The 17112-nt window shown below is 50.9% G+C and carries 18 protein-coding genes; 3 read left to right on the top strand and 15 right to left on the bottom strand.

Annotation, left to right across the window (positions count from 1 at the left end):
* Positions 1 to 159 precede the first annotated feature (159 nt).
* From ET464_RS05965 to ET464_RS06010, 11 genes are all read right to left on the bottom strand, one after another.
* Positions 160 to 1494: a hypothetical protein gene (locus ET464_RS05965; RefSeq protein WP_129439139.1), complete on the bottom strand. Its 1335-nt coding sequence runs from the start codon at positions 1492 to 1494 to the stop codon at positions 160 to 162.
* The gene (locus ET464_RS05970; RefSeq protein WP_129439141.1) at positions 1491 to 2636 is read right to left on the bottom strand and encodes a DUF58 domain-containing protein; all 1146 of its coding nucleotides are present in this window, start codon (positions 2634 to 2636) and stop codon (positions 1491 to 1493) included. Before ET464_RS05970 ends, ET464_RS05965 begins: the two co-directional genes overlap by 4 nt.
* Positions 2637 to 2639: 3 nt before the next feature.
* Positions 2640 to 3599 carry an AAA family ATPase gene (locus ET464_RS05975; protein WP_129439143.1) on the bottom strand — a complete coding sequence of 320 codons (960 nt, stop codon included), beginning with the start codon at positions 3597 to 3599 and terminating at the stop codon, positions 2640 to 2642.
* Positions 3600 to 3703: 104 nt separating this feature from the next.
* On the bottom strand, positions 3704 to 4636 hold the full coding sequence (locus ET464_RS05980; RefSeq protein WP_129439145.1) for a polysaccharide deacetylase family protein: 933 nt from the start codon (positions 4634 to 4636) through the stop codon (positions 3704 to 3706).
* A 111-nt stretch (positions 4637 to 4747) separates the two neighbouring features.
* Positions 4748 to 5797, bottom strand: coding sequence for a phosphotransferase (locus tag ET464_RS05985; protein ID WP_129439147.1), 1050 nt, complete (start codon positions 5795 to 5797; stop codon positions 4748 to 4750).
* The gene (locus ET464_RS05990; protein ID WP_129439149.1) at positions 5794 to 6483 is read right to left on the bottom strand and encodes an MOSC domain-containing protein; all 690 of its coding nucleotides are present in this window, start codon (positions 6481 to 6483) and stop codon (positions 5794 to 5796) included. The genes ET464_RS05985 and ET464_RS05990 overlap by 4 nt, the downstream gene beginning before the upstream one ends.
* Positions 6484 to 6736: 253 nt before the next feature.
* Positions 6737 to 8341 carry an amino acid permease gene (locus ET464_RS05995; protein WP_129439151.1) on the bottom strand — a complete coding sequence of 535 codons (1605 nt, stop codon included), beginning with the start codon at positions 8339 to 8341 and terminating at the stop codon, positions 6737 to 6739.
* A gap of 75 nt (positions 8342 to 8416) precedes the next feature.
* Complete coding sequence (locus tag ET464_RS06000; protein ID WP_165279923.1) at positions 8417 to 8965, bottom strand: response regulator; 549 nt, start codon at positions 8963 to 8965, stop codon at positions 8417 to 8419.
* A 41-nt stretch (positions 8966 to 9006) separates the two neighbouring features.
* Entirely contained in the window at positions 9007 to 9342 is a 336-nt protein-coding gene (locus ET464_RS20235) for an RsiV family protein (protein WP_244226691.1), read from the bottom strand.
* Positions 9339 to 9617 carry a PdaC/SigV domain-containing protein gene (locus tag ET464_RS20240; RefSeq protein ID WP_244226692.1) on the bottom strand — a complete coding sequence of 93 codons (279 nt, stop codon included), beginning with the start codon at positions 9615 to 9617 and terminating at the stop codon, positions 9339 to 9341. Before ET464_RS20240 ends, ET464_RS20235 begins: the two co-directional genes overlap by 4 nt.
* Before the next feature lie 117 nt (positions 9618 to 9734).
* Entirely contained in the window at positions 9735 to 10463 is a 729-nt protein-coding gene (locus tag ET464_RS06010; protein WP_129439155.1) for a phosphonate ABC transporter ATP-binding protein, read from the bottom strand.
* 148 nt (positions 10464 to 10611) lie between these two features.
* Between ET464_RS06010 and ET464_RS06015 the strand changes: the two genes are divergently transcribed.
* The 3 genes from ET464_RS06015 to ET464_RS06020 all read left to right on the top strand — a co-directional run bounded on the left by ET464_RS06015 (position 10612) and on the right by ET464_RS06020 (position 12058).
* Positions 10612 to 10836 (top strand): hypothetical protein, encoded by a 225-nt coding sequence (locus ET464_RS06015; protein ID WP_129439157.1) that lies wholly within the window; start codon positions 10612 to 10614, stop codon positions 10834 to 10836.
* A gap of 185 nt (positions 10837 to 11021) precedes the next feature.
* Complete coding sequence (locus ET464_RS19760) at positions 11022 to 11258, top strand: hypothetical protein (RefSeq protein ID WP_165279924.1); 237 nt, start codon at positions 11022 to 11024, stop codon at positions 11256 to 11258.
* Between the two features lie 62 nt (positions 11259 to 11320).
* Positions 11321 to 12058, top strand: a complete 738-nt coding sequence (locus tag ET464_RS06020) for an HAD family hydrolase (protein WP_129439159.1) — start codon at positions 11321 to 11323, stop codon at positions 12056 to 12058.
* Between the two features lie 150 nt (positions 12059 to 12208).
* Here the strand turns inward: ET464_RS06020 and ET464_RS20245 are convergent, their stop codons facing one another.
* The 4 genes from ET464_RS20245 to ET464_RS06040 form a co-directional block, all read right to left on the bottom strand.
* Positions 12209 to 12541: a hypothetical protein gene (locus tag ET464_RS20245; protein WP_244226693.1), complete on the bottom strand. Its 333-nt coding sequence runs from the start codon at positions 12539 to 12541 to the stop codon at positions 12209 to 12211.
* 543 nt (positions 12542 to 13084) lie between these two features.
* Positions 13085 to 13636 (bottom strand): hypothetical protein, encoded by a 552-nt coding sequence (locus ET464_RS06030; RefSeq protein WP_165279925.1) that lies wholly within the window; start codon positions 13634 to 13636, stop codon positions 13085 to 13087.
* 178 nt (positions 13637 to 13814) lie between these two features.
* On the bottom strand, positions 13815 to 14357 hold the full coding sequence (locus tag ET464_RS06035) for an HAD-IIIA family hydrolase (protein ID WP_129439162.1): 543 nt from the start codon (positions 14355 to 14357) through the stop codon (positions 13815 to 13817).
* Positions 14358 to 14685: 328 nt separating this feature from the next.
* The gene (locus ET464_RS06040) at positions 14686 to 17100 is read right to left on the bottom strand and encodes a type IA DNA topoisomerase (protein WP_129439164.1); all 2415 of its coding nucleotides are present in this window, start codon (positions 17098 to 17100) and stop codon (positions 14686 to 14688) included.
* Positions 17101 to 17112: the final 12 nt, after the last annotated feature.

Consider the following 17112-nt stretch of genomic DNA (forward strand, 5'->3'; position numbering starts at 1 on the left):
TCCGGTTTTGGGGCTGCGGCGGTTCACGGCCATTAAGAGGCCGCGATCCTATAAAAAAGGCTGCTATGAAGCGAAGTGTCCAGCCTGCAGCAAACAAGTCCGGCGCCTTGTTTGCTGCAAGCGGGTTCTCCGCCTCGCTAGCAGCCTTTTTTCCGCTTGTTATTTCTCTTTGTCCAGCAGCGGTTTTAACGGTTCCGTTTCGCTGCGTTCCGGACTCGCTTCACCGTACCGCACCTGCTCGTACAGCTTAAATAACGCGCGTTCCTCCGCTTTCATCGTGCTGCGCCATGCTTCCAGATCAGAAGCCGTTTCTTTGGGCGTCAAATAGGATTTAAACGGATATCCTTTTTTCATATAGCCCCTCAGCCGCAGATTGTACAGCAAGCGGACACGTTCCGCTCCGGACAGGCTATCCCATGCACGGCCTTCGTTCCGTCCGGGCGCCATGCTGCGCAGCTTCTGCTTCAGCTGATCCGACCACTTGGTTAACGACATTAAACTTTCTACCTCATCCTCATACCCTTGATCATCCGCTTCCTTCGCACGCTGCTTTTCCATCAACCGGCTTAAACTTTTGTTCAGCCAGCGGGACACGTAGCGCCCGATATAAAACAAAGCCGCGCAAATTGCCAGGATGACCAGCACCGTACCCGCGATTTTCAGCACATGCTCCAGCACCTGAAGCCAATGCGGAGGTACTGAAGGTTTGTCTTCCGGCAGCTGCGGCTGCATATTATTCGCAGGTTCAGCCGTCGGAGGAGGGGAGTCTCCCGGACGCGACAACCATTGCACGATGCGGTGGACGAGCCGTTTGACCGCATCTTCGATCATTTGTTCCCAGACGCGGAACAAGCCAATTGCTGTAATGATGATGACAATGAATGCCGTTAAATAACGGTTTTGCCGTTTAAACAACCTCATGGCAGTTCCGGACCGTCCGGAGCCGGTATCGCTTTCCCCGTTAACCAGCTGGCCGTTCATCATAAAGAAATAAACGATAACGGATGCAATGCCGGTAACCGTCAGCAGTGATTCGCAGTTTTTCAGCTCGTCCAGCCCGAGGCGCGCAACCTGCGCCGCCATATGGATCAGTATGCCCGCAACCATTACTCCTGATTGGAACGGGTAATCCCCATTGGCAAATCCGGTCAAAAGCCCCCTGTAAGCGGCTATAGCCCCAAACAAAGCGAGCGCAAGCGCAATGTACCCGGATCCGCCTTGAATAAGCAGCAGGGCGTACACATGCAAGACGCCAAGCGCCGCGGCGCCAAACCAGCGCGTCACGCGCCGGCTTGACTTGATATTCATCCCTGCCGCATACCCGACCATGTATACAACGGGCAGTGTAAACAGCCAAACGAACGCGATGATGCGGCTGTCCAATGCGTATAACGCCGCAATGAGCGGTATAGGCAAATAAAACAGCAGCTCGATACAGCCGTGCAAAACCGCTTTACCAAGACGCGGCAACGAATGTTGATCCTGCTTGCTCATGCCGACGCACCGCCTTTATGGCCGCAGGCTGCATCTTCGGAATCAGCCGCTTGTCCATCCTGTTCCAGCAGCCATACGGCAACCGCGTTGCCTGTCCGGCGGATGCGCTGCGCTTCCAGCTCCAGCCGGTCATTCCAATACGAAGAGATGATCAGCACATCGCGGCCGCTGTATCCCCGATCGGCTTCGCGGGCAAGCATGTCCGACATTTGTTCCGTGCGTTCCAGCTCCAGCTTCGCCATCGCATCAAGCAGCGCAAGAAGCTGTCCGCCGCCGCTTCGCGGTTCAATCAGAACGCTGCTGTCCGCAACGGCTTCATCTCCCGCAAACGGCATATTTGCGGCAAAACCGACTTCCATCCCTTGCGCGCATACCGCCTCGGCGGCACCTGCCGCCCATTCGATGCCCTGCTCGATCAAATCGAAATTTTTGACGTCGCGCCACATCTCTTCATGATCTTCTACATTCAAATAAATCATCAGTTTCCGGTCCGCTGTAAAATCGTACTGATGCGACTGCAGCGTACCGGTGCGGGCTGTCGCCTTCCAGTTCACCTGCTTGGGCGTATCTCCAGACCGGTAAGCCCTCGCGCCCGCAATGACAAATGGGTCCTCCACAATCCAGCGCCTTACCGATATTTCGCCCTGCCAGCTGTGAGACGGCAGCTCCGAGACCGGCACCTGGGCCGGAGTCGGATAAACAACCAGCTCGTCCGACAGCTGGATGCGCTTCGACGTCATCTTCATCCCGAACAAATCACCGCCTGTAAGCGTTACCGATTCCAGACGGTAATACCCCCGCTTTGTGCAGCGGATGCGATGCTTGCGTGTAATGCGCGTATAAGGCATCAGCGCAAAAAAGCTTTTATGGTTCTGGTAATGATCGCCGCTGCTTACAACAAAATTATCCTGATGCTGGAACGCCAGCGCCGCCGGCAGCTGCGACTCCACACGAAGCCACGGCAGCGGCAGCCATTTCGCATTGGTCAACCGTTCCACAAGCTCCAGCTGATCCCCTTTAAAACAAGTATGCTTTTGAAACTGCCTCGTATAACTCACTTTGACCAGCCCAAACCGGTTAAACAACCAGCCTTGTATAAAAATAATGACAAGCGCAGCAGCAGCAAACCAAAATACGATCATTGATTAACGCAGCGCCGCATCCGGCTCTGCCGGAACAGCTACATGATTGAGAATAGTCTGAATAATCGCTGCGGCTTGCTGCTGCGTGCGTTGAATGCCTTTCAGCGCCAGACGGTGGGCAAGCACATGCGGCGCCATCGCTTTAATATCATCCGGTGTCACGTAATCCCTGCTCTGCAATATCGCCTGCACCTGAGACGCCCGAAGCAATGCCTGGCTGCCGCGCGGGCTTACGCCGATCAGCACATCATCCCGCTTGCGCGTCTCTTCCACGATTTCCAGCAAATAGCCAAGCACTTCGTCGGTCACTTTGACAGCTCGGTATGCTTGCTGCGCTTCCGCAATTTCCGCCGCTCCGGCAATCGGCAGCAGCTGCTCCAGCGGATCGGTTTCTTTAAACCGCTTCAAGATGTCCACCGATTCTTCCTTCGTCGGATATCCCATCTGCAGCTTAAACAAAAACCGGTCGAGCTGTGCTTCCGGCAGCGGATATGTGCCTTGATGCTCCACCGGGTTTTGCGTGGCGATAACCATAAATGGCCTCTCCAGCGCCGTCGTTTCGCCGTCGATGGAAATTTGGCGCTCCTCCATGCACTCCAGCAAGCTGGATTGGGTGCGCGGCGTCGCCCGGTTAATTTCATCCGCCAGCAGCAAGTTCGTGAACAGCGGGCCAGGCCGGAACTCAAAAGCGCTTTCTTTTTGATTAAAAAAATGAATGCCGCTCAAATCGGAAGGAAGCAAATCCGGCGTAAACTGCACGCGCTTGAACTGAAGCTGCAGCGACCTAGCCACCGACTTCGCAAGCATCGTTTTGCCCGTTCCGGGAACGTCCTCCAGCAGCACATGGCCGGAAGTAATTAATGCGATAAACAGCAAATCTACCGTTTGTTCTTTCCCTACCATAACCTGGCCGACGTTAGCTTTTAACTTGTCAGCCAGCTGTTGAACCGTACGAAACGACATGATGCCAGCTCCTTTGTCGATACATTTGGCGAAAATTGGAATGATTCTATTATATCGGAAACAGGCTCGGATTGAAAATGAATAGATTCATAGCCAGGCCGGCACTAAGCTTTGCCGGCACGCTGCAGCTGCTGCAGCTCCCTCCAGCCGATGACCCGGATGCCTTCGTCAACCAGCGTCTGCCGAATGTCCGGCTCGCGGAAAATTTGCTTTTCCCATCCTCTTTTTTCCGGGGAACCATGGAAAGCAAGCAGTTCTTCCGTCACATAGGACGGATGAATATACAACTCCGTTACACCCGGCTTTATGCCGGCAAGCAGCTGCTTCATGGATTGGCGGAACGACTCGTACGTCTCCTCCTCCTGCTTGCGGAAAGGTAGAGTGACCAAATAATCCAATATAACGACGCCCATCCGCTCTGCATATGCAGCCAGCTGCCGCGCCTGCTCGGCAAGCTCGGGAGGCGCAGCCTGCCCCTGATCGCCGGTTACGAAACGCGGCAGCCGGAACGGCAGCCCGTATTCCGCGCACAATTCAAACACAACGGGCAAGAAGTGCCTGCCTGTTTCAAGTCCGTACAAGCTGCCCATATGATTGTCGGCATGAGTAGGCTGCAGGCCAAGCTGCAATGCCATTTCAATCTGCTTTCTCGCTTCCGCTTTCACTTGCGCAGGATCAGCCTGCAGCTCAAACGTGCGGCAATCTCTCGGGAAATAATTTTGCGGATCAAGCAGCGAAGGGGCTGCTTCCGTATGGCTGACCGGTCCCCACCGGTAAGGTTCCCATTCGCTCGTAAACGTCAAATGAACGCCAACGTCAACCTCTTTGCGCGCCGCGCACCAATCCGCTGCTTCTTTAGCCCAGCTGCACGGCATCATAATGGATGCGCCGCTTACCGTGCCGTCGTCAAGCAGCTCCCCAACCGCTTGGTTCACGGAATGGCATAATCCAAAATCGTCCGCATGAATAATAAGCAGCCGTTCCCCGCTGCCGTAACCAAGCGCTTCCCCCGTTGTCCTTGCACGATAGTTTGCCATACCGGCCACTCCTCACGTTTACAAATAAAAGCGCGTCGGGCTCCGGCGGCAGGTAAGCTGTCTGCCGGCAGCAAGAGCTGCTTGCCGGCAAATAAGCGGTGCCCAGCCGCTTTAGCTGCCTGACAGCAGGCTTACCAATTGCCGCTCATGCCGGTTGATCCAGCTGCATGTACCGCTTGCCCCAAGCACAATGCCCTCCAATACATCCACCGGATCGAGCCCCTCCTGGAAGCGGTTCGTAAAATGCAGCGAAACATCCAGCATCCGGAGCTTGATCAGGCCCGGAATCAGTCCGGCTTCTTCATCTGAAAGCGAGGCAACCGAACGGAACCCGCGGCAATAGAGCTTTATCCGCTCCAGCGCCTCGTCCGCTTGAGCCTGCACAAGATCCCCCATCGTTACGGCCAGCTCCATCGGCCGGATGTCCACCGTGCTGAACTCGAAATCCAGCAGGCCGATAATTTCATCCCCTGCCGCTACTGTATTGTTCATAACCAAATCGCCGTGTATCCAGTGCGGCGGCAACGCTTTGGCCGCTTCACACAGCTTCCCGGCTGCTTCCCGTTCATGCTGCAGCCGGGTTAATGCCTCCACGCCTGCCAATAACTTAGGCGAATACGCCGCCAGCGACTGAAAATCAGTCCCCTCTAACGCTTTATAGGTTTGCGGCAGCAAATAATACGGATCATACAGCGGCCGGCCGTTCACCTGCAGCTCGGCAAATGCCCGGCTTAACTGGCCGGCCGCTTTGCCAAGCGAATACAGCTGGGCATCGTTCCGTACCGTCGGCCTTGATCCCGGTATATACCGGCACAAGGCCGCAAGCGCGCCTCCTGCCGTTGCTGTGACGGTATTTCCATGCCCGTTGGCAACAGGCACCGGAACATAAAGCGGGAACGCCGATTCATTTAAGGCCGTTAATATTTCATGCTCCAATTCCACGACGGCTTGATCGCAATGGTTTTTATAAATGCGGAGCATATACGAGCTGCCGTCTTCACAGGTTACAAGCCGTGTTGTATTATTCATCCCGCTGTCGCGTTCCTCGACCTTGTAACGGCCGCCAAGCGAATAGTAGGACAACGCCGATTCGATTTCGGCTTGCGTAGGGTCCAGCATTATATCCAGATGATGCTGGAGCTTCTTCTCCTGCTGCTTCAATGCTGCGTTCCTCCCAAGCTTTCATTCATAAGCCGGTCCAGCCTTGCGGCCAGCTGCTCGCGCCACGCGGCAGCTAGCTCCTCCATGCCCAGCAGCCGCCGGATGCCATCCCTATCGTTTTTGTCCACGTGCATTATCCGGTTTGCTTCTGCTATCGTTACGGCCGATTCCGGCCGGTGAACGAGCTGCAGACTGTCGCCGGCACGAACAGTTCCTTCTTTCAGCACCCGGAAATAAAAGCCGGTATATCCGGTGTTTGACGCTTCCGCCGGCATTAGCGGATTGCCGTTGCGAATGCCCAGCTTGAAGCACGGAACACGCGGCTGGCTCACCTGCAAAGCAATAGCTGCGCCTTCCCAAATGTCGCCGATGCACACATCGTCTTCGGTCCATTCGGACAAGGTGAAGTTTTCGCCAAACAGCCCGGCTTCGACTTCATGACCGAGATAACGCTCCCAGTAACCGAATCTTTTTTCAAAATAAGCGCACACCGCTTTATCCGGCCCGCCGTGGTGCTTGCGGTCCGCTTGCCCGTCCCCGTCCAGGCCTTCCACATGCAGCTGATGGATGGCTGCGGACTTTTGCTTGAATATAGCCGTTTCCACCTCCTTGGAACCGTGCTTCACTGCAATTGGCTGTCCGATCTGCAATGAAACGATTGTCGTCTCCATACGTCCGCTTGTCATATTAGTTGATTCCTCTCATTTCCCGTGTTTGCTACGTCTTTATTATAAACATTCCCTTTTTCAGCTGGCAAAAAAAGTTTGCATTTCCACGGTTATTTCCTTGAGCAGGCAAAGCATTTTGACACAATCTGTCACATCGCAACGGAAAGCGGTGTCGAAAAGAAAATGTTTGTGTTGAGAATTGCGCTTCCCCGGGAAATAAAAGGACGCGAAATAACCCGTCATTTCCCAAGCTTTTTCGCGGCTTCATCGTTTAAAAACGAAATTTTCGCTCAATTCTGACCGTTTCTTTTCGAATAGTCTTAACCCTGCTTTGCATGGCCGACAAATGGCGATGGCGGACTCTGCGGTCCATCAGCCAAATTAGCGCCCAGCAGACAGCCATGCAGGCTGCCGCAGCTAAACTTAAAGCAACTGCCGCGATTGAAGTAATGGCAACCAGCCAGCCAAATGCCAGCCAGTCTGCCCCTCTCCCCCACCTGCCCAGCTTCCATATCCCGTCCCGGAGCAGCGGATGGTTATTTCCTTCAGCCAGCTTCACCGCAAGCACGATGGCAGCGGATAGGTGAGCGCCCAGCAAAGATACCGCAAGCCAAAAAACAAGCGAACCGGAACCCATCCCTAAACGCGACAGGGCAGCTGCAGTAAACGCCAATACTGCGGACAGCCAGACGGCAGCGTAAGGCGTGTAGCTTCTTTTCCCGACCGCCGCCCAAGTTCGGCTGAACGGAAGCGCCTCGTCGCGCGACATGCTGAATAGGAGCCGCGAGCAGGCCGTCATCGTTTGGAAGCCGCTCAGCCCTAAAGCTGCGGCTGCGATCGCTCCCATAACCGGAGCAAAATGAATAATTCCCCCCGCACCGATCGGGTCCAGAGCGGTTCCCCCCGCACCGGCTGCAAACCAAGGGAGAGTCAGCGCCATTGCGGCCAGCATGCAATACGCCATAATAAAGGTGTAAGCCGGTGCCAAATAAACCGCCCACGGCACCTGTACGCGCGGATTTACCGCCTCTTCTGCAGCATGCGATGCCGCTTCGCCGCCTGTAAATAACTTCTGCAGCAGCAGAGCGCCGCCCGCAGCCGCCCACAAACGGGCGCCGGCTCCGGAATGGGATTCTTGCGCCAGCGGCTGAGCCAATACAAAAGGCGAATAAAAAGCCGGCCATGCCAGCCATACAAGCCCCGCGATCAACACTGCGGCTGCCAATGCTTGCAGCCATACGCCGGCTGCTGACATTGCAGCTGCCCGGCCCCAATGGTTAACGGCCGCCTGTGCAAACGTAACAGCCAGCACTGCAGCCGTCTGAAAGCCGGGCGATCCCGCCAGGCCAAATCGCTGTGACAGCAGGCCGGCAAGCAGCAAGCCCGCCGCTGTATTCGTAAAAGCAAGCATCGCCAAATAGCCGGCTAAATGAAGCAGGCCGGCGTGAAAGCCCCATTTTCTTCCGCCAAGCGCCGATGCCCAGTGATACAGCCCGCCAGATGTCGGAATAGCGGATGCAAGCTCGGCTAACGAAGCATTGACCAATAAAGCGAATAGAGCTAAAATCGGGAGCGCGACGCCGATAACGATCAGCCCGCCCGTTGAAACGGCCGGAAGCGCAAGCAGCAGCACTGCTCCAATGCCGCCCATTACATGAAAGGAATGGCTAAAGACCGCTCCTCCTCTCAGCCCCCGCTTCAGCTGCTGGGCAATGCCAAACCGGTTTAAGTCATATTTATCCTGCACCATCCGGACGTACGGATGCTCTGTTGACTCTTTACCGGCGTGCCTGCGGATATGTCCTTGCGCGGCCATTGCGCCGGACAAGATGAGAAAGCAGACCAGCACAAATAGCGCAAGAACGATTCCAAGCATGGAATCACCTCCTACGCTAATGTATGAAGCCGCCTATTCGACCATTCCATTGTTGCAGCCTGCAGGTTTGTTTTGCTACAACATCTTCTTCTCCTGCTCACTCATGAACAGGCTGTGCAGCTCCTTGACGTCAAAAGGCTTTTGCACGATATGAAGCACGCCAAGCTGCCTGGCGCAGCCGATTTGTTCAGGTTCCGCAAAAGCGGTCATCAAAACGACTCCCGCACGGGTCCCCTGCCCATGCAGCCGCTTAAGCGTCTCCAGCCCGTTCATGCCGGGCATCGACAAATCCAGCAATATGTAATCCAATCGTTTCTGTTCCGCATAATGGAGAGCCGCTTGTCCATCGGCAGCCTCGGCAACGTCCCAACCCAACGAACTGAACCACTCTGCGAGCATATTCCGCAGCGCTTTCTGGTCATCCACTATAAGCAGCGACGGCATCGCTTGGACCGAACGCAAGCCCTCGGCAGCCGTTAGCTCTCCACGATCCCGAACGGGAGAGGCGGCAGTTTCATTCTGGAAGCCGACTGGCCCAGGCTTGTCTTTCACTTGCACGCCAAACGAAATAAAGGACACAGCGGCGATCAGGGAGACAGTTAATAAGATAAGAAAAGCCATCATGATGTCGGTAGACTCCTTTTCGTGCTGTGTCGTTAACGGCATTAATCGTTTACCAGCATCGCACCCAGCGGGCCTTGCTCGTCGATTATATCCTGAATTTCATAGACGGATATCGGAAAATAAATAAATCCATATACATAAGCCGCAAGTTCATAGAGGTTAAAATAAATAACGAGAGAGCGGTCTGCGATATAGAAGCTTTGGTCCGGACGGATCGACTCAAACGGCTCGAGCGTCTCGATTTTCCGCTCCTCGATCTGTTTCTTCACAATGCCCGACAGCTTGGCGACATAATCGCTTCCGGGTTTGAACAGCTGCTCCAGACTGTAGGCCTTCCCTGTCGACACCCTGAATGTAAGCGGCTGCTGCAGCGTCATTCCGTGTGCTCCCCCGTATAAGCGTAATTATAAATCGTCAAGCTCAATATATCTTTTTCGTTTGTTTTGACCTCGTAAAAGCCCTGCATCTCCGCCCTTGGATCGTCAAGCGAGCCTTGGCTGGCTACAAGCTCCTGTGCTGCCTCTCTTATTTGCTGGTTAATGGAATGAATAGCCTGCGGGTTTTTCCCTCCGCTTACATACGGAATCCATAGTTCTGCTTTCGGAAAAGTCGCCTTTGAAGACTGGACGACTACCGGCGATTGAAACGCCATAACAATGTCACCCACCTATTAAATGCAAGATGTTACATTCTATGTTTTGTTTCAAAGGCTCATGACTTTCCTTTCCGCAGCTGCACCATTCAAGCATCATCCGCTTTGCAATGCAGCCTAGCGGAATAGCATTCTTTCTCGTTCGGTCAAACGCCGCCCTCGAACATCAAGCACCAGCTCGCCGCTGCTTAACCCCAGAATCCGGTCTGCAAACCGCTCCGCCCAGTCTCCCTGATGAAGTACTGCGATGACGGTAACTCCCTGCTCCTTGCACAGCCTTTTCAAATCGCCCAGCACCTGATCGGCCGTATGCGGATCAAGCCCGGATACCGGCTCGTCCGCCGCAATGACTTTGGCGCCATGCACCAGCGCCCGCGCGATGGCGATCCGCTGGCGTTCGCCGCCGCTCATTTTATTTACCGGCTGATGGGCTTTGTCCAGCAGCCCAAGCTTCTCGATCATATCCATCGCGCCCATATAATCGTCGCTGCGCAGCATCCCGGTCCACCGCCGCCACGCCGGCGTCTGGGTGACCGAACCGATGCTTACATTTTTCAAACCGGATTTATTCGGAAATAAGTTTGGTTTCTCTTCCAGGTAAGCGATTTCTTTGCGGACCTTAAGCTTCCCGGCAAAACCTTGCTTGAACACATTAACGCCATCTACGATATATTCGCCGCTGTCCCATTTTTCCTGCATGGCCAGACAGCGCAGCAGCATCGACTTGCCGCTCCCGCTTAAACCTTTAACGGCTATAAATTCACCCGCCTCAGCCGTAAAGCTGATATTTTTCAGCACTTGAGGCCCCCCTGGAATACGCTTGGATAGCTGGTTAACTTTAATCATGTTCGCGCTCCTTCTCTTCTCTATAAATCTAGTTTAAATTAAACAAAAAACAGTTTCCACGCGAACAGATGTTTGCTATAATAAAAACAAGAACAAATGTTCTGAATATTATAAAAGCGATATACGCCTGAAGGAGGACGGGATTACCATGAATAAGCGCTGCGAAAATTTTCGTTATATGGAGAAAGGAAGGCCTTGGAGGGATTTGACTTTCAAGTTTTACGCCGATGGCGGACTGACCATTATTGACAACGGAGCAAACGAGGTAATCTCGCCTAACGATCTGAAGGGCGACAGTATGGATTTTTATGTGCGCAGGCGTATTGAATATATAAAAAACAAGCTGGCAGCGTCCATGCAGAAATACGCTTGACGGAAGAGGCTCGCTTCGCATACGTCCTCTTCCGCTAGTTCACGCCTCCTTCTGCATGCAGCCCAGCTGTTGCAGGATGGAGCCGGAAGCCGGGAAACCGCTTATACAGTTCGTGACGGCGGTTGTTAACCCCGTTAACCTTGCCGGCCATCCACAACGCCGCACCTCTGCGGGCTGCAAACACGATGACCGATAACGGTTATGGCAGTTGTTTATTAATGCCGTTAAGGCTTGGCGGACGGTTGGCAAATTTTTTCAGCTTTACGCTTGAAGCTTTTTCATTTATGCTGGAGTCATTTTGCCGGTTGTGTATTTTTTCGCCTTTATTGAATGGCATTTTCATCACCTCCAGTATTATTATGGGATTTTCTGCCGCAAACTATGTGAACGGAATTTCACCCGGCTGGACAAAGCTCCGTTGACTTTACGTCTCCTCATAAGGTAGATTGAGGTTACGACACTAGTCGAAGGAGCCGTGCTTACGATGAAACAGCATATTTTGTTTGACCTGGACGATACATTAATTCACTGCAATAAATATTTTTATATGGTAATCGAGCAGTTTGTGGATCAGATGACAACCTGGTTTGCCGGATACGAGGAAGTAACCCCCGATGCAGTCCGGGACAAACAGACGGAAATCGATATCGCAGGTGTCGCGGTCATGGGATTTAAAAGCGAGCATTTCCCGCAATCTTTTATTGACTGCTACCGGTATTTCTCCGATCTGACCGGCCGCCCACGCTCTGCCGTGGAGGAAGAGCTGCTGTGGAAAACCGGAATCAGTGTTTACGAGCTGGAAACCGAACCTTATCCGCAAATGGAAGAAACGCTTGATAAGCTGGCAAGCGCGGGACACGAACTTCATTTATATACTGGCGGAGAGCTGCTTATTCAGAAGCGTAAAATAACTAATATGCAGCTGGAGCGCTATTTTGACGATCGTATCTATATTAGGCGGCACAAAAATACGGAAGCGCTGGAAGCTATATTATCCGGGGGCGCGTTTGACCGGAGCCATACTTGGATGATCGGCAATTCATTGCGGACAGATGTCGTCCCCGCTTTAACAGCAGGACTGCATGCCATCCATATGCTGGCCAAGTCGGAGTGGCATTACAATATTGTGCCGTTGACGATCGAACCGAAAGGCGCATTTTATACGCTGGAACGGCTTGTAGATGTACCGGATACGATCCGGCAGTATGTGTTGCGAACGTAATATGGCGCAGCTAAATATTAAGTAAGTCCCTAGTGGGGCTGGCTTTCTAATAAACAAAGAAGCTTCTAAACCCGCTTACGTGGTTGTAGAAGCTTCTTTGTTTCCCCCCGATTTTATAATCATTCAGGTCTTCTTTTTGGACTTATTATTTCATATACGCCCATTGCATTCGTGACTGTATTGGCTTACGTCGTGTTCGTTAAAATTCTGGCTAGCGTACTTTAGAACCCAAGCTTTAATTTGACCTGCCACTTCTTCTACATCGTTATCAGTTGTTACAACGGTAGGCATAGCTGGGTCAAATGCTGAATCGGAAATTTCAAATAATTCTTTAGCGAAAATTTTATAATCCTGGATCATCTCATTAGACCAATTTCTCTCTCGCAAGCGTTTTTCTCGAGTCAAATCATCGCAATGTAAGTTGAGCTCATACACATGTTTAAAGTAAGAGTAATCTACGCATTTCTCTACATCCCATGGCATTGCAGTTCCACAAATGATAGAAATTCGACCGCTTTCAGCTATTACGGGCTACTCGAAGCCAAACATTTAATATCTTTGCATCATCAGTAATGCCACATTCCAGTAGGCTATCAATGGTCAAAAACATCTACATTAGGTAGTATTCTTCTTAGTTCAGTCATTACATAAGTTTTACCTGAACCACTTGAACCGGTTACAATAAATAAAGGTAATTTCTTTTCCATTGTAACATTTACTTCATTGTGCACTAAACTTACTCTTCCCAATAGTTTCCTGAAATTTTAGACGTAAAGAAGTTCCATTTGTTGCGTTATCCTCCCGTTAATTAAACTGACGCTGATTTTGTTATCTTCAACTGACTAAATAAATGTCCTTATCGGAAATATTATCAAGTTCTCGTCATTTCATTTTGACAAGAACTTGATAACATAAACAAAAAAAGCCGCATTTATGCGGCTATTAATGTCACTATGTTCTTGTCATCTGACACTGATTGTGTACCGGCTGCACTATTTCATTGTAGCGCTATCGTCTACCGTTAGCTCAATAATTTACACTATAATTCTCTGTTACTCCCCGGTAGTATTTTCCGTCATATACACCGTCCTTCCAAATGATGTTATCTTCGCTTGATAATGCTTCAATATTAAGAATAGATGGATCTAGCTTGTTGATAATAAGGAACCAAAATCGTCCTTGTTCTGTTTGAATAATTTTGGCTTGCTTAACTGAATTCATCTGTCTGATAATCACTTTTTGTATCTGATTATTTGTAATTACTCCCGCAAAAGTCGATATAGAAATATTAGGATCGTTAGTCATTCCCCAAGTAAAACCGTCTCTTGGATTTATCTCTGTATTGGCACTAGGATTCCAATATCCAGTTTTATTTGAGAAGAATGCATGACGGAATCCAGAATTATCTTGAAATAATACAAACATTCCTTCATCCACTTTTTCTTTATAAAGTAATTCAAATGATTCAGGATTTCTTATTTTCTGCAATAACATATTCATCTTTTCTTCACTATTCATAGTGCAGCCCGTTACAATCAGAATAAGAACAATCAATAAAGATATCCTTTTCAGCCGCATCCCCTCCTTGCTTTATTTCAAAAATATACGTTAACGTTGAGATTATTACCATATTTTCACTGAATGTTGATGCTGCTTTATTTTGTATTAATGTTCGTTAGCGTAATGAAGCTGCTGATCACTCAGCAGTTTCTTCTTTGTCGTTTAATTCAACTATTGTTCCCCGTTAGTTGAATAGCTATTTTAATAGCCATTTGACAGCGTCTAATAAATCCTCAGCTATGTGGTCTGGAGCAGCTTCAAGCCATTCATCAAAAAATTGATTATTAAGGTATTTCGCCAAATCCTTCTCGCCAGAACCTGTTTTTACTAATACTTTGGTACATCCTGCCCTTTTGGCAGCAATCATATCGGTCCACCTATCACCAATAACAGCGCAATTCTTTAAATCAAGATCATTGTCTTGTGCTGCCTGAGCAAGCAAAGCTGGTGAGGGCTTACGGCAAGAACAACGATCTTCATGTTGGTGTGGGCATATGTATACTTTATCAAAACCGAATGAGAGAAGTTCGTCCCGGAAGTCATTTATTGAAGCTTCACCACGTGAAATTCCAGGTTGATTGGTAAACGAATAAATGGATACGCCCGCATCCTTAAGTTTATCAATTGACTGTTTTGCAGAAGAAAATAATTTAAAAACACCTGGATAAACAACTTGATCAGAACCACCTATAGTCCCATCTCTATCAATAAAAACAGCTTGTATTTTATACGTTGTCATTTAATTGATCGCCACCATTGAGCAGTTATATTCAAGAAAACTCCCGCCCTTAATAATACCACATATTGGAACTATCCTGCCCGTTAGCTTAATGACTCGAACATTTCGGGGTCACGGATTTGTATAAAAGTTCTTGTCCTAATACAACTTTGTATAGAAGTTCTTTGTCTTGAGCAAATGACAAGAACTTCTATACATCAATTAAAAAAGCCGCAGTATATGCGACTTCCTTTGTATAGATGTTCTTGTCGTCCGACAGTTATTTTGGGGAAGTGATCTTTTGAAGCGATCTTTATTAGAGCTTTCAGCTGATTTGCGTCTGTGCTGCTTAAGTCGTTCCATTAACGGCGGCGGCGATTTGGATGGTGCCTTTAGACCGGTCGGCAAGAACAAGCTTGCCTTTATACGACTCCCCGCCGTTTGGTCTTTTGAAAGTAATCAAACTTGTCTCGCCTTTCTCCACCAGCGATTTTGCCATCGCTGCAGATATGGATTTGCCAAGCTGCTCTTTCCAAATGACAAACGTACAACCTGTCCGGAATGCACTGCAGCCATACCCACGTTTTCCTTCAATAATCGTTCCGCCGCATCCTTGTCGCGGGCAAGCCGCAATTCGCTTTGGCCCGGCTGTTTGCTCGGGTGCAGCTGCTGCTCGCTTGGAGCCAGCGCTCTTTGCAGCTGCTGCGCTGCAAGCTCCGGAACGGAACGATGCTGAACGTACGGACCCTGTTCCCTCTGCGGCACTTGTACCCGGGCTGGCTGTTGCTGCTCGCTGGGAGCCAGCGCCTGCAGCCGTTTGCTTCGCACCTGTTTTTCCGGTGCTTTTGCCGGTTGTGCCTGTCCGTTTTGCGCTACGTTTGCTTCCACGGGACTCCTCCTCAAACGTTCCCGGCATCGCAGGACGCTGAACGCGAACCTTCTCGACGATAAGCGAGGCAAATTGCTTCACCTGCTCCATAAAACGCTCATCGGATGCTTCGCCACGTGAAATTTGATGGAGACGCTGCTCCCATCTTCCCGTCATTGCCGGTGAAGCAAGCAGCTCGACGCCTGCCTCACGAATCAGCTCGATAGCTGCACAGCCTTTGGATGTAATCTCCAGCTTCTTGCCAGCTAAAGATATGTAGCCAACCTGCTTCAGCCGTTCGATCGTAGCCGCACGGGTAGCCGGCGTTCCAAGGCCGGTGTCTTTCATGGCTTCCCTCAGCTCGTCTTCTTCGACGCTTTTGCCTGCGCTCTCCATCGCTTTCAGCAGCGTGCCCTCCGTATAGGCTTTAGGCGGCTGCGTTGCCTTTTCCGTGTAGGACGCATCTTTGCACCATACCGGCTGCTCCGGCGTAACGCGCAGCGGGCCGGTCATTAACTCTTCTTCCTCATCAGGCTCCGCTTCGGCCTTTTTTCGTTTCCCTTTTGTCTTATCAGTGCTTCCTTCAGCCGTTTCCGGGTGAAGCACCACTTTCCAGCCTGGCTCCAGCAGTTCCTTCGCTTTGGTCCGAAACGTTTCATGATCTGCAACGGTTATAACCAAATGATTGTTATACCTGGCTGGCGGATAATAATGAGACAAAAACCGGCGGACAACCATATCGTAAATTTTTTGTTCCTCTTGGCTTAGTCCGGATGCGCGTTTGGGCGTCGGCAATATCGCATGGTGATCCTCAACCTTGGACGGGTTGCATACCGCCTTATTGCCTTTATGGACACGGCTGCGGTCGGCCCCCGCCGCCAGCTCGCTATAGGGCTGTGTCCCTTGCAAAGTGTTCAGTACCTTGCCCATGACGGGAATATTCTCTTCCGTCACATAGTTGGAGTTCGTTCGCGGGTACGTGATGACTTTATGTTTTTCATACAGCGCCTGCGCAATATCTAATGTTTTTTTCGCTGAAAAACCAAACCGGGCATTCGCTTCGCGCTGCAGCAACGTCAAGTCATACAGCCGGAACGGATACTCTTTGCTCTCCGTCACTTCATATTGCGTAATTTGCCCTTGTTTGCCATTCACCTTCTGGGCCAGCGCTTCCGCTTTTGCCGGGTCCGTCAGCCGCTCTCCTTGCCATAAACCGCTATATATGCAGCCCTCCTGCTCAAAAACGGCTCGCACGACATAATACGTCTCCGATTGAAAAGCTTTAATCTCCTGATGCCGGTCATACAGCAGCGCAAGAACCGGAGTTTGCACTCTGCCAACCGATAATAACGCTTTGTGCCGTATCGTAAACGCACGCGAAGCATTCATGCCGATCAGCCAATCCGCTTCACTGCGTGCCTTCGCCGCTTTCGTAAGCGGGGTATAACTATCATCGCTGCGCAGCGCGTCAAACCCTTTGCGGATTGTCTCGGCTGTCAAATCGGATATCCACAACCGGTCGGTCGGCTGGCGGAGCTTTAAATATTGCCGGATATAATGAAAAATAAGCTGGCCTTCACGCCCGGCATCACATGCATTAATTAACCGGTTGCAGCGTTTTGCCAGCTCCCCTATCGTCTTCAGCTGGTCTTTCGTGCGGGCATTCGGCCACAGCTTGAAAGCGCCAGGTATAATAGGCAAATCCTGATCATTCCATTTTTTATAACGAGGATCGTATTGATCAGGCTCCGCTAGTGTTACCAAATGACCGATTGCCCAGCTTATAATATAACGCTCGCCTTCCAAATAGGTGCGCCGATTGACCGCTTTAGGTTCTACAACGGCCGCAATCGTGCGCCCCATGTCCGGCTTTTCTGCAATAATTAACGTCTTCAATTCATCGCCTCG

Source organism: Paenibacillus protaetiae (assembly GCF_004135365.1).
Lineage (GTDB): Bacteria > Bacillota > Bacilli > Paenibacillales > Paenibacillaceae > Paenibacillus_AP > Paenibacillus_AP protaetiae.

What these genes read in the sequence shown, in the direction of transcription:
- ET464_RS20245 (WP_244226693.1), bottom strand. Translation starts at nt 12,541, where the DNA reads ATGCCATGGGATGTAGAGAAATGCGTAGATTACTCTTACTTTAAACAT.
- ET464_RS06030 (WP_165279925.1), bottom strand. Translation starts at nt 13,636, where the DNA reads ATGCGGCTGAAAAGGATATCTTTATTGATTGTTCTTATTCTGATTGTA.
- ET464_RS06000 (WP_165279923.1), bottom strand. Translation starts at nt 8,965, where the DNA reads ATGATGGCTTTTCTTATCTTATTAACTGTCTCCCTGATCGCCGCTGTG.
- ET464_RS06035 (WP_129439162.1), bottom strand. Translation starts at nt 14,357, where the DNA reads ATGACAACGTATAAAATACAAGCTGTTTTTATTGATAGAGATGGGACT.
- ET464_RS05980 (WP_129439145.1), bottom strand. Translation starts at nt 4,636, where the DNA reads ATGGCAAACTATCGTGCAAGGACAACGGGGGAAGCGCTTGGTTACGGC.
- ET464_RS20235 (WP_244226691.1), bottom strand. Translation starts at nt 9,342, where the DNA reads ATGACGCTGCAGCAGCCGCTTACATTCAGGGTGTCGACAGGGAAGGCC.
- ET464_RS05990 (WP_129439149.1), bottom strand. Translation starts at nt 6,483, where the DNA reads ATGACAAGCGGACGTATGGAGACGACAATCGTTTCATTGCAGATCGGA.
- ET464_RS05965 (WP_129439139.1), bottom strand. Translation starts at nt 1,494, where the DNA reads ATGAGCAAGCAGGATCAACATTCGTTGCCGCGTCTTGGTAAAGCGGTT.
- ET464_RS05970 (WP_129439141.1), bottom strand. Translation starts at nt 2,636, where the DNA reads ATGATCGTATTTTGGTTTGCTGCTGCTGCGCTTGTCATTATTTTTATA.
- ET464_RS06010 (WP_129439155.1), bottom strand. Translation starts at nt 10,463, where the DNA reads ATGATTAAAGTTAACCAGCTATCCAAGCGTATTCCAGGGGGGCCTCAA.
- ET464_RS06020 (WP_129439159.1), top strand. Translation starts at nt 11,321, where the DNA reads ATGAAACAGCATATTTTGTTTGACCTGGACGATACATTAATTCACTGC.
- ET464_RS05995 (WP_129439151.1), bottom strand. Translation starts at nt 8,341, where the DNA reads ATGCTTGGAATCGTTCTTGCGCTATTTGTGCTGGTCTGCTTTCTCATC.
- ET464_RS05975 (WP_129439143.1), bottom strand. Translation starts at nt 3,599, where the DNA reads ATGTCGTTTCGTACGGTTCAACAGCTGGCTGACAAGTTAAAAGCTAAC.
- ET464_RS06015 (WP_129439157.1), top strand. Translation starts at nt 10,612, where the DNA reads ATGAATAAGCGCTGCGAAAATTTTCGTTATATGGAGAAAGGAAGGCCT.
- ET464_RS20240 (WP_244226692.1), bottom strand. Translation starts at nt 9,617, where the DNA reads ATGGCGTTTCAATCGCCGGTAGTCGTCCAGTCTTCAAAGGCGACTTTT.
- ET464_RS19760 (WP_165279924.1), top strand. Translation starts at nt 11,022, where the DNA reads ATGACCGATAACGGTTATGGCAGTTGTTTATTAATGCCGTTAAGGCTT.